The sequence below is a fragment of the Mongoliitalea daihaiensis genome, assembly GCF_021596945.1.
In the GTDB taxonomy this organism is placed as follows: Bacteria; Bacteroidota; Bacteroidia; order Cytophagales; family Cyclobacteriaceae; genus Mongoliitalea; species Mongoliitalea daihaiensis.
Map to the genome: position 1 here is coordinate 2,431,578 of NZ_CP063779.1, position 17,484 is coordinate 2,449,061.

At 39.2% G+C, this 17,484-nt stretch carries 9 protein-coding genes; 6 read left to right on the top strand and 3 right to left on the bottom strand.

Features of this window, described 5'->3' with window-relative positions; genetic code table 11:
- Nucleotides 1-5: 5 nt before the first annotated feature.
- On the bottom strand, nucleotides 6-1,328 hold the full coding sequence (gene mtaB / locus IPZ59_RS10310) for a tRNA (N(6)-L-threonylcarbamoyladenosine(37)-C(2))-methylthiotransferase MtaB (RefSeq protein ID WP_236135963.1): 1,323 nt from the start codon (nucleotides 1,326-1,328) through the stop codon (nucleotides 6-8).
- Nucleotides 1,329-1,560: 232 nt separating this feature from the next.
- Here mtaB and IPZ59_RS10315 point away from each other — a divergent pair, with 232 nt between their 5' ends.
- The 6 genes from IPZ59_RS10315 to IPZ59_RS10340 all read left to right on the top strand — a co-directional run bounded on the left by IPZ59_RS10315 (nucleotide 1,561) and on the right by IPZ59_RS10340 (nucleotide 12,864).
- Nucleotides 1,561-3,723, top strand: coding sequence for a glutamine synthetase III family protein (locus IPZ59_RS10315; protein WP_236135964.1), 2,163 nt, complete (start codon nucleotides 1,561-1,563; stop codon nucleotides 3,721-3,723).
- 474 nt (nucleotides 3,724-4,197) lie between these two features.
- Complete coding sequence (locus IPZ59_RS10320; RefSeq protein WP_236135965.1) at nucleotides 4,198-7,326, top strand: SusC/RagA family TonB-linked outer membrane protein; 3,129 nt, start codon at nucleotides 4,198-4,200, stop codon at nucleotides 7,324-7,326.
- A 29-nt stretch (nucleotides 7,327-7,355) separates the two neighbouring features.
- Nucleotides 7,356-8,930, top strand: a complete 1,575-nt coding sequence (locus IPZ59_RS10325) for a SusD/RagB family nutrient-binding outer membrane lipoprotein (RefSeq protein WP_236135966.1) — start codon at nucleotides 7,356-7,358, stop codon at nucleotides 8,928-8,930.
- A gap of 70 nt (nucleotides 8,931-9,000) precedes the next feature.
- Nucleotides 9,001-10,128, top strand: coding sequence for a glycoside hydrolase family 18 protein (locus tag IPZ59_RS10330; RefSeq protein ID WP_236135967.1), 1,128 nt, complete (start codon nucleotides 9,001-9,003; stop codon nucleotides 10,126-10,128).
- On the top strand, nucleotides 10,128-11,015 hold the full coding sequence (locus IPZ59_RS10335) for an ROK family protein (protein ID WP_236135968.1): 888 nt from the start codon (nucleotides 10,128-10,130) through the stop codon (nucleotides 11,013-11,015). Before IPZ59_RS10330 ends, IPZ59_RS10335 begins: the two co-directional genes overlap by 1 nt.
- On the top strand, nucleotides 11,008-12,864 hold the full coding sequence (locus IPZ59_RS10340) for an FAD-dependent oxidoreductase (protein WP_236135969.1): 1,857 nt from the start codon (nucleotides 11,008-11,010) through the stop codon (nucleotides 12,862-12,864). The genes IPZ59_RS10335 and IPZ59_RS10340 overlap by 8 nt, the downstream gene beginning before the upstream one ends.
- Here the strand turns inward: IPZ59_RS10340 and IPZ59_RS10345 are convergent.
- A complete protein-coding gene (locus IPZ59_RS10345; RefSeq protein ID WP_236135970.1) occupies nucleotides 12,827-14,209 on the bottom strand; it encodes a vanadium-dependent haloperoxidase in 1,383 nt (460 codons plus the stop codon). The genes IPZ59_RS10340 and IPZ59_RS10345 overlap by 38 nt on opposite strands.
- Nucleotides 14,196-17,483, bottom strand: coding sequence for a VCBS repeat-containing protein (locus tag IPZ59_RS10350; RefSeq protein WP_236135971.1), 3,288 nt, complete (start codon nucleotides 17,481-17,483; stop codon nucleotides 14,196-14,198). Before IPZ59_RS10350 ends, IPZ59_RS10345 begins: the two co-directional genes overlap by 14 nt.
- Nucleotide 17,484 lies beyond the last annotated feature (1 nt).

Genomic DNA, 17,484 nt, shown 5'->3' on the forward strand with positions numbered 1-17,484 from the left:
CCTTTTTAATCATGCTTTTCATAAACCATCTCTGGCTCTACCACTTCCACATTTCCACGCTCATTGATACTTGTCAAAGTGACCGTTTTGAGTTCATTGATCAACAAAGGGTCATATTTGGCAGCCACTCGGATGTAATTTTCAGTAAATCCATGCATCTGACCATTTTCCACATCTTCTTCAAAAAGCACGGTAAAGGTTTTGCCTAGATTATCCTCATAGAATTTTCTACGCTTTTTCTCAGAAAGGATCCTGAGCATTTTGGAACGTTCATTTCGCTTTTTCATTGGTACTACACCATCCATCTCAACTGCCCGTGTATTGGCTCGCTCAGAGTAGGTAAATACGTGAAGATAGGAAATGTCCAGTTCATTAAGGAAATTGTAAGTTTCTAGGAAAAGCTCATCCGTTTCGCCAGGAAAACCTACGATGACATCCACCCCAATGCAGCAGTGCGGCATCAAGCTTTTGATTTTTGTGACTCTATCTTCGTATAGTTCTCGAAGATATCTTCTACCCATTTTTCGAAGTATTGTGTTGCTTCCTGATTGAAGGGGTATGTGGAAGTGCGGAACAAAATGCATGGAAGTAGAGACAAACTCTATACACTCATTGGTCAAAAGGTTAGGTTCAATAGAAGATATCCGAAATCGGTTGATACCCTCTACTTCATCCAAAGCGCGAATTAAATCAATAAATCGTTCTTCTCTTTTACCTTCTTGGATCCCAAAGTCACCGATATTGACACCTGTCAATACAACCTCTTTGATGTCGGTTTGTGCAATTTCCCTTGCTGATTGAAGGATATTTGCGATGCTATCGCTTCTACTTTTCCCTCGAGCTAGGGGTATGGTACAAAAAGCACATCCATAATTACAGCCATCCTGAACTTTCAAAAAAGTACGGGTACGGTCATGTATAGAATAAGCATTATTAAATAACTTAGCTTCTTGTATCTCTGAAGCGAGTACTTTGGTCTCCTGCTCTTTGGCAAAGCCATCCAGGAGCTCGATTAGTCTAAACTTTTCAGCAGCACCCAAGACAGCATCTACACCATCGATTTCAGCAATTTCCTGAGGTTTCAATTGTGCATAGCATCCAATAATAGTCACGTAAGAATCCGGGGATATCTTTTTAGCCTCTTTAACAATTTTCTTACACTTCTTGTCCGCATTTTCAGTAACCGAACAAGTATTGATGATGAAAATATCTGGAGTTTGATCAAATTCAACCTTTTGATAGCCCTTCTGCTCAAACATCCTGCCTATGGTGGAGGTCTCTGAATAGTTTAACTTACAACCTAAGGTGTAGAATGCAACTTTTTTCACGTGACATGCTTATTTACAGCTTGCAAAGGTAGGAAATAACTGTAAGTTTTCAATTTTCTATTTTTTTACCCTAAAATGAATAATTTTTAGCTGATTTCGGCTCAAAAGGTGGTGATTTTTTAAAAAATGTGTAAAAATTTGATAAAACAGGTTAAAAAATCAGTCTTTTGATTTTAAATACATATATTTTTTTAAATTTGTGGGTATAAATTCAAACCACATATTGTAGAAAATGGCAACTTTAAGACAAAGAGCGTTACTAATTGCGCAAGGGAGACCGAAAATATCTGTGACTCCACCATCCACTAAGATTTCTGATTTTTATGGAAGTCATGTATTTGGGATTAAGCAAATGAAGGAGTCTTTAGCACCTTCTGTTTACAAAAAAGTAGCCGAAGCGATTGATAAAGGGGCCAAAATTGACCCAGCAACAGCAGAGGAAATTGCATCAGCGGTAAAAGTTTGGGCTTTATCCAAAGGTGTGACTCACTATACCCACTGGTTTCAACCCCTCACAGGATCTACTGCAGAAAAACATGATGCGTTTTTTGATGCGCATGCGGGAATAGAAAGATTCAAAGGTTCATCCTTGGTACAGCAGGAGCCTGATGCTTCCTCTTTCCCTAATGGAGGTATCCGTTCAACGTTTGAAGCTAGAGGATATACGGCATGGGATCCATCATCGCCAATTTTTATTTTTGACAAGACCTTGTGTGTCCCAACAATCTTCGTTTCCTATACTGGAGAGGCGTTGGATTACAAAACACCTTTGTTAAAATCTATGGAAGCAGTGAATGATGCTGCTGTGCAGATCTGTCAGTTATTTGATAGAAATGTACGAAAGGTAATTCCTTCGTTGGGTGTGGAGCAAGAATATTTTGTCATTGACAGAGCCTTGTTTGCTACGAGACCTGATCTAGTCATGGCTGGTAGAACGGTGTTTGGTCATAATCCTGCAAGGGGTCAGCAATTAGAGGATCACTACTTTGGTTCTATTCCTAACCGAGTAAAGGACTTCATGATGGATTTTGAAATTGAGGCTCATAAGTTGGGTATTCCAGTTTCTACCCGTCACAACGAAGTAGCTCCAGGGCAGTTTGAAGTTGCGCCTGTTTTTGAAGAAATTAATAAGGCCATCGATCACAATCAGCTATTGATGGATTTGATGGAGAAAGTGGCTGAAAAGCACAGCTTAAAAGTATTGTTTCATGAGAAGCCATTTGCAGGAGTCAATGGTTCAGGAAAGCATAATAACTGGTCTTTGATTACAGATACAGGTGTTAACTTATTCCAGCCAAGCAATTCTGCTCGAGAAAATTTACAGTTTTTGACTTTTGTAGTTGCTACTGTAAAGGCTGTCTACGATAATGCTGATTTGTTGAGAGCAAGTATCGCATCAGCTAGTAATGATTTCCGATTGGGGGCCAATGAAGCACCTCCGGCAATTATGTCTGTATTCCTTGGATCCACACTTACATCTGTCTTAGATGAATTGGAGAAAAACGGGAATGTGAAAATTGAAAAAGGGGATAACATGTATATGAAATTAGGCATTTCTAAAATACCTGAAATCATATTAGATAATACTGATAGAAACAGAACTTCTCCATTTGCTTTCACAGGAAATAAGTTTGAGTTCAGAGCAGTGGGGTCAAGTGCCAACTCTGCAGGTCCAATGACTGTATTGAATGTGATAGTTTCTGAGGTCCTCAAAGCTATGGCCAAAGATATTGAAAAAGAAATGGCAGCTGGAAAAGAGAAGAAGATTGCGATTGTTAATGTATTGAGGAAGTACATCAAGGATAGTAAGAAAATTCGCTTTGAAGGTGATGGTTACTCAGAGGAGTGGGCTCAAGAGGCTGAAAAAAGAGGGTTGTCCAACCTGAAGAGTACACCGTTTGCATTGGATGCATATCGCGATAAAAAGGTGATTGCTCTATTCGAAAAGCATGGTGTATTGAATGAACTGGAAGTGCATGCACGTCATGAAATCATGTTGGAAAACTACATCAAAAAGGTTCAAATTGAATCCCGAGTCATGGGAGATTTGGCTTTAAATCATGTGATTCCAACAGCTATTCAGTATCAGAATAAACTGATTGAAAATGCTACGGGTCTTAAAGCACTCGGTTTAGAGAATAAGGCTGCGATTGAGACAATTCAGCAGATTACTGGATATTTAGAATCCTTGAAGCAAAATGTCAATGAAATGATTGATGCCCGTCGTCGATTGAATAAAGAGGACGATATCGTATTGAGAGCAAAAGGCTATTGCGTCGATGTCAAAGAAGCCTATTTTGATAAAATCAGATATGCTGCTGATAAGTTGGAATTAATTGTCGACGATGAGTTTTGGCCATTGGTGAAATACAGGGAGATGCTGTTTATCAAATAAATCATTAATAGATCACTTGTTTAGCCCGACTTTAAAGTCGGGCTTTTTTTATGTCTAATTTTTTATTTTAGATTTTTAAATAATTGTGAAAAAGTAACAGCATGTTATTTTAAAAAATAAAAAAAAAGGGATTTAAGAGCCTCTTATACGTCAAATATTTTTTACAAGTGCGTGTTTTAATATTAAAATATAACATATCTATATAATACTTAAAAAAAAAATTAATAAAAGTTTTTCAAAATAATTTTTTTTGATACATTTACATATATTAAATTATGAGTATCTCTAATTCATGTCTGATTTCATAGATGTTTTAATGTTTTTGTAAAATTAGATTTTATAAAGTTCGCAAATATCATAATTACTATAGTTTGTAGTGTCCTTCTTTAATGTTGGAAGTGTCTTTGGTTTGGTATATATAAGATTGAAAAATAGTTCCTACCCAAAATAAATGAATAACCTTAATTTTATCTTATGAGCAGATTATTACTATTAGTGTTTACGCTGATCATAAGTCTTACCTTTAGTTTAGAGACTTATGCACAGACGAGAGTGCTTACTGGAACAGTTGTAGATTCTTCCGGTGAGCCTATTCCAGGAGTAAACATCTTGGAAAAACGATCAAATTCGGGTACTACCACTGATTTGGATGGTAAGTATTCGATTTCGGTGACCAACAATACAGTGTTGGTATTTTCCTTTATTGGTTTTTCCGTACAAGAAGTTTTGATTGGAAATCGCTCTACTTTAGACGTCACCTTGAGTGAGGATTTATCTGAATTATCGGAGGTAGTGGTAACTTCTTTTGGTATGGAAAAGGATAAAAAAGCATTAGGGTTTTCTGTCACTCAAATAGGAGGGGAGAAATTCACCGAATCAAGAGCCATCAACTTAGGGAATGCTTTGACAGGGAAAATTGCTGGTGTCAATGTGTCTCCACCAGCTTCTGGTGCAGCAGGTTCTACCCGTGTGGTTATCCGTGGGGGATCTTCCTTGACAGGAAATGATCAGCCACTTTATGTGGTTAACGGGATGCCAATCGAGACCGGTAATTTAGGTAGTGCAGGTATGTGGGGAGGAAATGATGGAGGTGATGGCTTGGCTTCTATCAATCCTGATGATATAGAAAGTATTTCTGTGTTGAAAGGGAATGCCGCAGCTGCTCTTTATGGTGCACGTGCTGCCAATGGCGTGGTACTAATTACAACCAAATCAGGAAAAGCTAGAAAAGGTATTGGTGTTTCATTAAACAGTAATATCACATTTGATAGAGCTTGGGATCTAACAGATTATCAGCGTGAATTTGGACCTGGTAGAGATGGTGTTAGGCCACTGACAGCTGATGAAGCCATTGAAATAGGACAAGGACATTGGGGTCCAAGGTATGATGGAGTCCCATCCTTACAGTTTGATGGAGTGTCGAGACCTTTTTCTCATACAGGGGAGGGAATCAATGATTTCTACAGAACAGGAATGACTATTAACAATTCTGTTGCTTTAAGTGGAGGAAATGAAAAAGCTACTTATCGATTTGCATATTCAGATTTGCATAATCAGGATGTTATGCCGAACTCGGGTTTTAAAAGAAGAGTTTTGAATGTGAATATCAACAGTAAGTTAGGGGAAAAATTGACCTTGGATTTTAGTGGTCAATATTCCAATCAGGATGCTCAAAATAGACCTCGATTGTCGGATTCTCCAGGAAACGCAAACTTCTCTGTTTTTAATAGACCTGGAAATGTTCCTTTTTCTGCTTTAAGAGGTCCTGGAGATAAATTAGGAGCTAATGAAGACTTACTTGAATTAAGATATCAGCAAAATGTATTCCAAACGAACCCGTATTGGGCGGCACATCAGTTTTCAAGATCTGATGTTACCGATAGGGTATTGGGTCAGGTAACGTTGAAGTATGACATTACTGACTGGTTGTATATCATGGGTAGAGCAGGTACAGATTACCAAGCAAGAACGGACAACGCTTACGAACCTTGGGGAACTGCTTATAGGCCAAGAGGTAGTTACAATTTAACAAAACTGACATTAAGAGAAGATAATTTGGATTTGTTTATTGGTGGGCAAAAGGATTTTGGAAACTTTTCTGTAGATGCTATGGTGGGAGCCAACAGAATGAGAAGATCTACCGAAGCGTTGAGTGGGGGTGGAAATGATCTAGTAGTTCCTTTTTTCCATAGTGTTCGAAATGTTGCAGAACCAGTCGTTGGGTATAATTTCTCAGAGTGGGGTATTAACTCTATTTTTGGATCAGCTAACTTTGGTTACAAAAACTTTTTGTTTTTGAATTTGACGGCTCGTCAGGATCAATTTTCGACTTTAGCTCCTGAAAACAGTAAGTTATTTTACCCATCAGTGGGGACTAGCTTTGTATTGAGCGATGTAATCGATATGCCTAAGGCGATTACTTTTACAAAGTTTCGAGCATCTTGGGGACAAACCGGTGGTGGAGCTCCGATGCCTTATGCCTTAAATCTAAATTATGGATTAGTAGGTGCTGGACATCTTGGGGGTAGTCTTGGACAAATCAATAATGGTTCCATTCCAAATAATGCCCTCCAACCTTATTTATCTACAGAATATGAAATAGGTGGAGATTTTAGATTTTTAGATAATAGAATTGGGTTGGATTTTGCTTTTTATAATAGAAATACTACCAATGATATATTGGCAACGGGTATTTCTGCAACCTCTGGATTTAATTCCACTATCGTCAACATTGGGGAGTTAAGAAATCGTGGTGTTGAATTATTATTGAACATTACAGCCATAAGAAATAAAGATTTCCAATGGGATTTCTCTCTCAACTATGCCAATAATCAGAGTATGGTCCTCAGCTTAGGGAATGATGCCGAAGGCGATCCAATAGAATTTATTAACCTAGATGAATCTAGACTAAGAAGAGAAAGAATTCGACACATAGTTGGGCAACCGCTTGGGATGATTGCTGGGTTTAAACATCAGACCATCAATGGACAAAAAGTATATGACGATGATGGATTACCTGTTTGGACAGATGGTTTAGAAACCATTGCAGAAGCACGTCATCCCGTTTCTGCGGGTTTGGCCAATAACTTCTCCTACAAAGGGTTTAGGCTGATGGTATTACTTGACATGCGATACGGGGGTAGTTTAGTTTCTGGAACTAACTTCTTTGCATATTCCAATGGATTGCATCAGGAGACACTAGTAGGACGTGACGGAGGCTTGACTGTCTCAGGTGTAGACAGAAATGGAGAAGCAAGAACGTGGGAAATACCTGCTGTAACAGGTGATCCTAATAATTATTGGTTGAATAATTATTATACCCGTTATGCACAAGTTACCGAAAATATTGTGTACGATGCTTCTTTTATTCAGTTGAGAGAATTGTCTTTTGGGTATACAATCCCAAGGAATCTACTTGCGAAAACCCCGTTTGAATCAGCTTCAATTTCGTTAGTTGGTAGGAATTTAGCCTTGCTTTGGTCTAATGTTCCTAATATACATCCAGAGTCGGCATATACGGTGTCAGGTAATGCACAAGGGTTAGAGTTTTTTGCAATGCCAGTGGCTAGAAACTTTGGGTTTAATATTAATGTGAATTTCTAAAGACACTGAAGACTAAAATTGAAAGAATTATGAAGACGATATATAAAATAACAGGCATATTATTGGCATTTACGCTCATATTTTCATCCTGCGATGAGCAAGAGCTGATTGATCTCAATGTGGATCCTAATGCCGTGACGGATATGGATATGCAGTTTTTGTTTTCTCTTGCTACGCTAAGGATAGCTGGCGAATACGAAAATACTAGAGCAAATGTATTATACGCTGCGCCCATGATACAGCATATAGCTTCTTTAGCAGGCTATTTTAGTGGGGATAAGTATTTCTATAACCCGCAGTATAGCGGAGCGTATATGGAACGACATTATACAGATGTAATACGATTATATTCTCATGTGATCAACAGAACTCAAGATGACCCAGCTGAAGCTAATGTCAACGCAGCAGCAACGGTTATGCGGGTTTTTGACCTCCACAGAATGACAGATATCTATGGAGATGTTCCTTACTTTCAAGCCGGAAGAGGTCTTGAAGGGGCTGAGAACTGGTTTCCTGTATATGACAGTCAGCAGGAAATTTATGAGGATATGATATCCTCCTTAAGAGAAGCAAGAGGGAAATTTTCTCCATCAGCTCGTGGACTGGGCAATCAGGATTTCATGTATAGGGGTGACTTAAATCAGTGGAGAAAGTTCACCAACTCCCTTTTGATGCGAATTGCTATGCGAATGAGTGAGGTTAACCCTACGCGGGCTAGAGAGGTATTTATAGAAGCAAATAGCAGTGGTGCTTTTGAATCTATAGCAGATAATGGGTACATTCACTTCACAACAGGCCCTATTGGTGTAAATAGAAATGGATTGAATGATGGCCTTTGGAATACATATAAGTATTCAAGAGATTGTAAAATTAGTAAAACATTCATGGATTGGATGATTGAAAATAATGACCCACGATTGATGATTGTATCAGGTGGTTTGGGAGACCCTGAAAGACCAGATACCTGGAATACAGACCCCGCAGCTCAAAGAGGAATGCCAAATGGCTTTAATTCTGCTACTCTTAGGACTGTCTTGTCTCCTCAAGATGTCGCATTATTTGATACTCCAGGTGTTGGGAATAGAATGTTTTCTATGCTAAATCTCAAATATTTAGATTGGGAAGATCCTTATTGGTTAATTTCTTATGCTGAGGTAGAGTTTATGAAGGCTGAAGCAGCAGTATTGGGCTGGATTTCCTCTGATGCATCAACGCATTTTGCTAATGGAATCACTGCTGCAATTAATTCTTGGGTTGATTTTGATGCCTCATTTGCTAGATCTTCAGCTGAGATTAGCGCTTACATTGCTGGAAGAGGTTTTGAAGCAGCCTCTACACAAGATAAGTTGCGCCTAATTGGAGAAGAATATTGGGCAGCTACTTGGTTGAATTCAATTGAATCATGGGCTAATTGGAGAAGGACAGGTTTTCCTGTTTTAGAACCTACGCAAGACCCCAATAGATTTGAAGTCAATGAAATCCCACGTCGCTTAAGATACTGGGAAGATGAAATTGGTAATAACCCTCAAAATTACCGTTCTGCTGTCAGTAGGATTGGAGGAGATTTCTTCATGACGAAAACTTGGTGGGATGGTGGAAATTAAAACCTCATAATTTGTTTTTAACTTCAAAAGGTGTCATGAGTTATGGCACCTTTTTTTACACCTAAATACTATGAAAAAACTACTGTTTTTAATCATTGGATTTGGTTTGTTACAGGTGATCTCATGTACTTCTAAACCAAATTCTTTTCAAGAGCCCCCCTATAAGCTCATTGGATATATCGCAGGCTGGAAAAATCTAGATGTTTCGAGTATAGATCCTTTTGCATTTACCCATATCAATTATGCCTTCGCAAATGTGGTCGACGGACTGGTGACGGAAGGTGAAGGTAGATTTGAACAGGATAGCACTAACCTAGTAGCATTAAATTCTTTAAAGGCTATCAATCCTGAATTGAAAATTCTGATTTCTATTGGTGGTTGGACTTGGTCCAAAGGCTTCTCAGATGCCGTTCTAACTCCCGAAGGGAGAAAGCGATTAACAGATTCTGCCATAGATTACTTACTTAAGCATCGGTTAGATGGCTTAGATTTTGATTGGGAATACCCTGGAATTCCCGGAGATGACAATCCTTACAGAGATGAAGACCGAGAAAATTTCGTGTGGATGCTTCAGTCGGTTAGGAAAGCGCTGGACAGTTTGGGGGCTCTTCACCATAGGCATTATCTACATACTATTGCATCAGGTGGATTCCAGGAATATGTGGATGCCAATAACTTGGGAGAAGCTCAAAAATACTTGGATTTTATCAATATCATGACCTATGACTTTACAGGGGTATGGGCTCCTAAGACAGGGCATCATACCAACCTTAGTGCTCCGAAACCAAATATGCGCTCCACTCGAGCAGCAGTTAGGCAGCACTTGGAAGCTGGTGTGCCAGCCGAGAAGTTGGTTGTTGGTGTTGCTTTTTACGGTAAGGCATGGAAGTCTGTTAACCCTGAAAATAATGGATTGAATCAAGAGGCAGTTGGATGGAAAAATTTCTCATTTAAGGATATGCAATCTTATATTGCAGACGAAAACTATCAAAAACTATGGGATGAGGCTAGTCAAGCTCCGTATTTGTGGAACCCCCTTGACTCGATTTTCTTCACTTACGAAAATGAACAATCCATCCAATCCAAAGTAGCATTTGTGAAAGAATTGGGATTGGGGGGCATGATGTTTTGGGAATATCATGAAGACTCTGAAGACCATACATTGTTAAAAGCTATGAATCGTTACCTTAGTCCCTAATGAATCAAAAAAAAATATCAGTTGTCTTAGGTGTAGATATTGGGGGGACTCATATGGCTGTAGGGATATTTTCTGCCAATTCAGTTGACTTTCAAATGATTGATATGTTTCATTCCCAAGTTGATGCAATTAAAAGCCGCCAAGAGATTTTGAATGCCTGGAGACAAATACTGGGTCAGGTGAAATCGAAATATTTCATCAAAGGAATGGGAATAGCTTTTCCCGCACCTTTTGACTATCCAAATGGTGTTAGTCTAATTTCACAACAAGAGAAGTTCCGATCAATTTTTGGACTTAATATCCGCAAGACTTTTGCTGAGTTTACAGGTTTAATGGAGTCAGATATTTACTTTTTAAATGATGCAGAAGCATATCTTAGAGGGGAAGCAGTTACAGCTAGGCAGTTTACCTTCGAAAAGGTCCTTCTACTTACTTTAGGGACAGGCTTAGGATCTGCTTGGAAAGTAGAGGGAAATGTTTTTGATGCTGATCTTTGGTCAAACCCATTTAAAGAAGGCATTGCTGAAGAGTATTTTTCAACTTCTTGGTTTGTAAACAAAGCTTTTGATTATTTTGGGGTAAGGGTATCAAATGTGAAGACATTGGTAGAGAATCCGGATTTCTTCTCAGTTACCACTTTCTTGTTTGATGAATTTGCAGCTAATCTTGCTGAATTTGTTCAGGTGCAACATCAGCATTATCCTTTTGAATTATTGCTTTTGGGAGGGAATATTGCCAAAGCCTATCCTTGGTTTCTACCTGCTTTAGAGAGGAATTTATTCAAACAAAAGTTGAAAATTTCAATAAAAATAAGTGAATTAGGAGAGCATGCTCCGATGGTTGGTGCAGCTTCATTGATCATATTAAATTCCAAAAACTATGGTTAAAAATGTTTTCAGTACAATTTTGATGCTCCTAGGGTCATTTTCCCTATGTATTGGTCAGGAACAAACACAATTATTGATCATTGGAGGTGGAGCTAGTGGAGTATCAGCAGCTATTCAGGCTTCTAGAATGGGGATTTCTACTGTAGTATTAGAAGAAACTCCTTGGCTGGGTGGAATGCTTACAGCAGCTGGAGTTTCCGCCATTGACGGGAATCACCGAATGCCATCAGGTATTTGGGGGGAGTTTCGGGAAAAACTTTACAATCATTATGGGGGGGCTGAAGCTGTTGGTACAGGATGGGTGTCGAATACCTTGTTTGAGCCGTCCATTGGGAATAAATTTTTTCAGGAATGGACCAAAGATCAAATCAATCTGAGGGTTATTCACCATGCTAAATGGAATAGTATTCAATTTGAAAACAATTCTTGGGTAGTAACCTATTCACAGGAAGGTCAGTTAAAGAGCATCATTGCCCAAATGCTGATTGATGCAACAGAACTTGGGGATGTGATGGCAGCTCAAGGATATGAATATTTTATAGGTATGGATAGTCAAGCTCGATTTGGGGAAATTTATGCACCGTTAGAAGCAAATGATATAGTTCAAGATCTAACTTATGTGGTTATATTAAAGGATTTTGGAGTAGGCAACGATAGGACTATTCCTAAACCTGAAGGTTATGATCCATCCATTTTTGACTGTGCTTGCGACCATGCCGATCCTACTTCATTTGACGACCCAACCAATGACTGTCAGAAAATGCTCAATTATGGAAAGCTACCAAATGGCAAATACATGATCAATTGGCCTAATTGTGGCAATGATTTTTATATGAATATCGTTGAAATGAGCCCAGAAGAGCGAATGGAAGCACTTAAAGAGGCAAAGCTTCATTCCTTACGATTCATTTATTATATACAGCAGGAATTAGGCTATAAGCATTTGGGAATTGCAGACGATGAGTTCCCAACAGTAGATCAATTGCCCTTTATTCCCTATCATAGAGAGTCCCGAAGAACTCTGACAGAAGCAATGTTTACATTGCCACATGTGCTGGAGCCTTTCAAGCAAGAAAATCCTCTGTTTAGAACAGGTATCGCAGTGGGTGATTACACCATTGATCATCATCATAAGATGAATCTGGAAGCACCGGAAATCGATTTTATTAAAATCAGGGTACCATCCTACAATGTTCCTTTAGGAAGCTTGATACCTAAAGGTTCTACTCATTTGATCGTAGCAGAAAAAAGTATTGGAGTTTCAAATATTGTGAATGGAGCCAGTCGATTACAACCGGTCGTACTTGGAATTGGACAGGCTGCTGGAGCTTTAGCAGCTGTGGCAATTTTGAATCATAAAAATCTTCAAGAGATCGAGGTTAGAGATGTCCAACAACAACTACTCGAAGCCAATGCTTACATTATGCCTTACATAGATATTCAATCCTCCCATGCACACTTTCAGGCTATCCAACGAATTGGAGCTACTGGTATTTTAAAAGGCTATGGAGTGCCGTATAAGTGGGCTAATCAAACATGGTTTTATCCAGAAAAAACGCTTTCCGAATATGATCTTGCTGAGGGTTTAAGACCACTTTATCCTGTTTTGTCTAATTATTGGAATGCATCTGGAGAAACGCTTACCATGGCTTTTTTTGTGGAACTGATGCAAGAACTTAATAGAAGGATGACTATAGAAGAGATCAGGAAAGGATGGGAAAAGAGGTCAATGGGTCAATTTCCACCTATGGAGCACCTCCTGACCCGTTTACAAGTAGCTGTCTTGCTTGATGAACTATTGAATCCTTTTGCTATTTCCATTGATTTGCAAGGGAATTTGGTGGATTGACAATTTCTAAAATTGTTAATCCAATCTTTCTCCCTTGTTTGACTCCTTCTTCAATGGCATCGCGGAAATGGATTCCTCCATATAGGCGAGAGATTGCAGCTTCCTCAGCAGCTTGATAGAAGGAGTCAAAAGCTCTTTCTGGTAATCCAAAGTAAATCTCAGAGGTATCAATAAAATTAAAATTGTCTCCAAAGTAAGCTGTTAAAATCTCAGCTGTAGCACTTGAAATGACACTATGCCCACTGGTGTACTCTGGAAAAGGAGGTGTTTGTAATAAAGGTCGCCATTCCTGGTCCAGGTGGCGTTGGATGACAGATTCTGGTCTTACACGGTCGGAATCATATTTTTCTTCCCAGCAACTGATAAATGCATCGTGTAAACCCATGGAGACTAGGGCATGTATATACAATGTTTCTTCCCAGTTTAGCTTAGCTTTTTCACTAGCAATTCCTGTAATACCCACCCAATGCCCTCCAGGGGAAATTTTTTTGATCCCGATTGCCATATGTCCTGAAAACTCTACCTTGAAAGGATTGCAATCCCAAAAATTGGCAATTAATTCTTGTTCTTCGGTTAGGGTTCTTGTGACTTCAAACACTTCGTCGAGCTGCACTTTAAATGGAGAACCCTCTGTCAGATCAAATGGTGCAGGAGGACTGGGCTTATACTGTTGGATGTTTGTTAGAAAAAATGGTTGAATTGTTCTCCATTCAGGCTCAACAGCAGCCATATAAGCCGGTGGTGTTGGAAACCAATACCCTTCCCCTTTTTTGGGGCTATAACGCGTGAGCGTACTCAACTGCCTGTACCCGTCTGTTCGAGCTAACCTCAAAACTTGATTGGCAATGGTGCTTGCAAATTGAATATTTTTTTCAATCTCCTTTTTACCTAACCATTTCCTTTTCAAGAATATACTGATTAGTTTATGCTGCTTTTCCAGTAATAAGTCACCCGATGGCATGATTTGTTGGCCAACAAGCAGCATCGCATAGGTAGATACAAACTCAGGCATAATTTCTGAATTATCCAAAATCATTGGTTCTAATTGGCGGTTGGTCAAGAGAAGAAGACTTTCGTCCAATGAACTTTTACTGGCTTGAGTGTATGCAAGGTGAGCAGCTAGGGTTGTGTAAGCATAAAACCTTGCGGCAGCTGGAGGTGAGGCTACGTCCGTTACCATTACCTCAGTAGTGTAGAATAAATTTTCAGTAAATAGGGCAGGGGGAACCGCTTGTTTTTGGGCATGCACTTCTTGTTTTAAACACCCGATGACCAAAATCAAGGCTAGAAGTAAATGTTTGATTCTGTTTTGAAATCGTTTGTAAGATTTTTTACTGTAACTCATAGCTACTGATTCCTTGATTATTCAAGCCAAAATAAAAAGTTTTAGGTTGAGATGGAAATGTAAGAATGGATTTAACATCGCCCTTCAACCAAAGTCCGGATTCTAGTTGTGGAATAAATGAAAAATTTCCTTTTCCATCGCCTTTGAAAAGTTGTCCAAAGCTAGCATCAATTACACCAATTCGGAGTCTTGTGTATGTTTGATTTCCCCCAAGCAAAATGTCCAGGTTTCCATCACCATCATAATCCAAGACCTGTATGGCATGTATTGGGGCAAATTGTGCTTCGATTGGTAGGGGATGCATTTCAAGTTTATTATTTTTTTGTAGTAAGACGACAGAACGCAATTCAGTAGCCCGTAGGCGTGAGGCACTTGCCAATTGCTCTTTGCTTAGCACTTGTTGGATTTCTGCTGAAGCATAGCTGGCATAGTCCGTAAACTTGCGTCGCATATCATATAGTTGATCCAATAGCTCGTCCCTGCTTGCAAATGGATACGCTTTTCCTTGGATATAGGAGGTAAGTATTGGGTCTAAGGAACCATTATCATCAAAATCCCCAAAATATAAGGTTAAGGGTTCTTTTGGACTTGGTTTGAAGGGACTGTTTAGACCAAAATTTCCAACGATTATATCCAATTTTCCATTATTATCCAGGTCTGCCAATGCGATACTTGACCACCAACCTTCACTAGGTTGATCAATATATTTATGGGATTCTAAAGTAAAAGAGGTGTCTTTGTTAATCAATATTTCAAGGGGCATATATTCCCCTGTGACGATCAGGTCAGGTTTCTCATCCGAATTTAAATCAAGCACTGCCGCCGCCTTGACCATTCCTAGCTTTCCTTGTTTGGGTAGCCATTCCTTACTTTGATCACTAAATTTCCCCTGGCCTTCATTGATCAATAAATAGCTTTGGGGTGTGTTAGGGTACTTACCAGGCATGACAGTACCTCCTACAAAAATATCTGGTTTCCCATCCCGATTGAAGTCTGCAACTGCAATTACTGAAGTACTGGTCTGGATTTTTGGTAAAGCCTCTTTGTTCCAAATGAGATTTCCTTTCCCATCATTTAAGTAGATACGATCCTGAAGAGACTGATCAGTGGAAAGGTAGTCGTGATATCCACCACTGCAAACATATAGATCCATCCATCCATCTCCATTAAAGTCATCAAAAACTGCACATGCATCTGTAAATTCTACAGAGGCCCTATATCCGTTATATGCTTTCCAGTTTCCATTGACCAACTGAAAGATGCTTCCTGCTTTACCCTTGCTTCCTCCAATGAAAATCTCTTCCTGTCCGTCACCAGTTATGTCTGCAGCTGCCATCACAGGTCCTACATAAGATGGCATTTCAATCAATAAGGGTTGTCTTTTAAAGTCATTGAATCCAGATTCCTGATGTAGATAAGGGACTGTTTGGGAAGATTTCTTAAAAATTGATGCTACGCGTGGAGGCGCTGTCCACGGTTGCGAATGCTCTTGCTCAATGGTTAGTAGCTGATTGGCTTCTGTAGGGCCTAATTTCTGGATTTTGCCTTCAGGCCATTTGATAGCAATGGAGTCTATTTTAGTAACGTTTCCTAGTCCAAAATGCAGGCGGTGAGATACACTCGATTGAAATCCGCGGGTAGGCATTTGTTCCTGGGTTTGTGTCTGTCCATCAGCATACACTGAAACCAACGCACCAATACCTGAGCTATTGAGGGTGTTTCCCTTAAGTTTGATTTGCAGAAAATTTTGTTTAGATCCTTGTTTTCCCCTTTGGTTTTGATAGATAGATGCTGCCTCATTAATATTATTGACAATTAGGTCAAGGTATCCATCGTTATTTAAGTCAGCATACGCGGCACCACTGCTAAATCCAGGGCTTGCAATTCCCCAGTTTTTTGATTGATCCTTGAATTGTAAATCACCTCCGTTTTCAAAAATATAGTTAGGAATGGGAGTAGAGCTCATGGATGTAACCAAGTGGAGGGTATCAGCTTTTTCTCGATTGACTGCTGCTTTAAAGTAATAATCACCTTTATACTTCAGAAAATCCCTATTGGTATAGTCACGATAGTAACCATTCGTTACAAATAGATCTTTAAAACCAGAATTATTGGCGTCAAAAAAAAGGGCCGCCCAACTCCAGTCTGTATTGGAAATCCCGGCTAGCTGTCCAATTTCGGAAAACTTACCCATGCCTTGATTGAGCTGTAGCATGTTTCGCATATTTTGATGGTAAAAACCACGATTAACCATCAATGCATACTGCTCGTAATTTTCAGGTCCATAGAGTAGTTTTTGACGTTTATTGTCCTCAGGAAGCATATCCAATGTGAAAATATCCATCAAACCATCATTATTGATGTCTGCAATGTCAAGCCCCATAGAGAAATGGGAAACATGTTGGAGCATATCTTCCATTTGATCACTAAAGGTACCATCTCCATTATTGATGTAGATATAGTCTTGCTCAATGTAATCATTGCTGACATATATATCCAACCACCCATCTCCGTTGAGATCACTTGCGATAACGCCAAGGCCAAAGCCCATAGCATTTCCTTTGATACCTGCCTCTTCTGAAATGTCTACAAAAACTCCATTATCGTTTCTAAATAATTTATCTCCTGCAAAGGGATGCCTTACTGAGCGTGCTTTGTCAAATTCTATTTCGTTGATCACTTCAATGTGATGATTCAATAAAAATAAATCCAAATCCCCGTCTTGATCAAAATCAAAGAAAAGTGCTTGTGTACTATTGGAGGGATCGTCCAATCCGTATTTGCTAGCTTCCTCTTTGAAAGTTAAGTCACCCTGATTGATAAATAACTGATTTCTTCTGCTATCAAGATCTCCATTACCTGAATAGCATACATAAACGTCCAATAAACCATCCCCATTGATATCCACCATAGTGACTCCTGTTGTCCAAGAGTTTCTTCCACTAACGCCCGCCGATTGGGTAATATCCTGAAATTTAAAATCTCCTTTATTGAGGTAGAGTTTATTTTCCACCATATTTCCAGTGAAAAAAATATCTTCCAATCCATCATTGTTGATGTCTCCGACTGCTACTCCAGCCCCATTGTAAAAATATTCGTAAGTTAGGATGTTGTTTTTCTTATTTTCAGTAAGCTTGTTGGAAAAAGTGATGCCTGACTTCTTTGGATTGAGCAACTCAAAAAGTGCTTGATTGGGTGGGTTTGAGGTATTACTACTTCCCAGCAAGATAATTAATAAAAGACTGGTGAAGCGTAGGTAACTTTGGGTATTCATA

Coding starts and splice junctions, on each gene's coding strand:
- IPZ59_RS10340 (WP_236135969.1), top strand. CDS start 11,008: ATGGTTAAAAATGTTTTCAGTACAATTTTGATGCTCCTAGGGTCATTT.
- IPZ59_RS10330 (WP_236135967.1), top strand. CDS start 9,001: ATGAAAAAACTACTGTTTTTAATCATTGGATTTGGTTTGTTACAGGTG.
- IPZ59_RS10325 (WP_236135966.1), top strand. CDS start 7,356: ATGAAGACGATATATAAAATAACAGGCATATTATTGGCATTTACGCTC.
- IPZ59_RS10335 (WP_236135968.1), top strand. CDS start 10,128: ATGAATCAAAAAAAAATATCAGTTGTCTTAGGTGTAGATATTGGGGGG.
- IPZ59_RS10315 (WP_236135964.1), top strand. CDS start 1,561: ATGGCAACTTTAAGACAAAGAGCGTTACTAATTGCGCAAGGGAGACCG.
- IPZ59_RS10345 (WP_236135970.1), bottom strand. CDS start 14,209: ATGAGTTACAGTAAAAAATCTTACAAACGATTTCAAAACAGAATCAAA.
- IPZ59_RS10350 (WP_236135971.1), bottom strand. CDS start 17,483: ATGAATACCCAAAGTTACCTACGCTTCACCAGTCTTTTATTAATTATC.
- IPZ59_RS10320 (WP_236135965.1), top strand. CDS start 4,198: ATGAGCAGATTATTACTATTAGTGTTTACGCTGATCATAAGTCTTACC.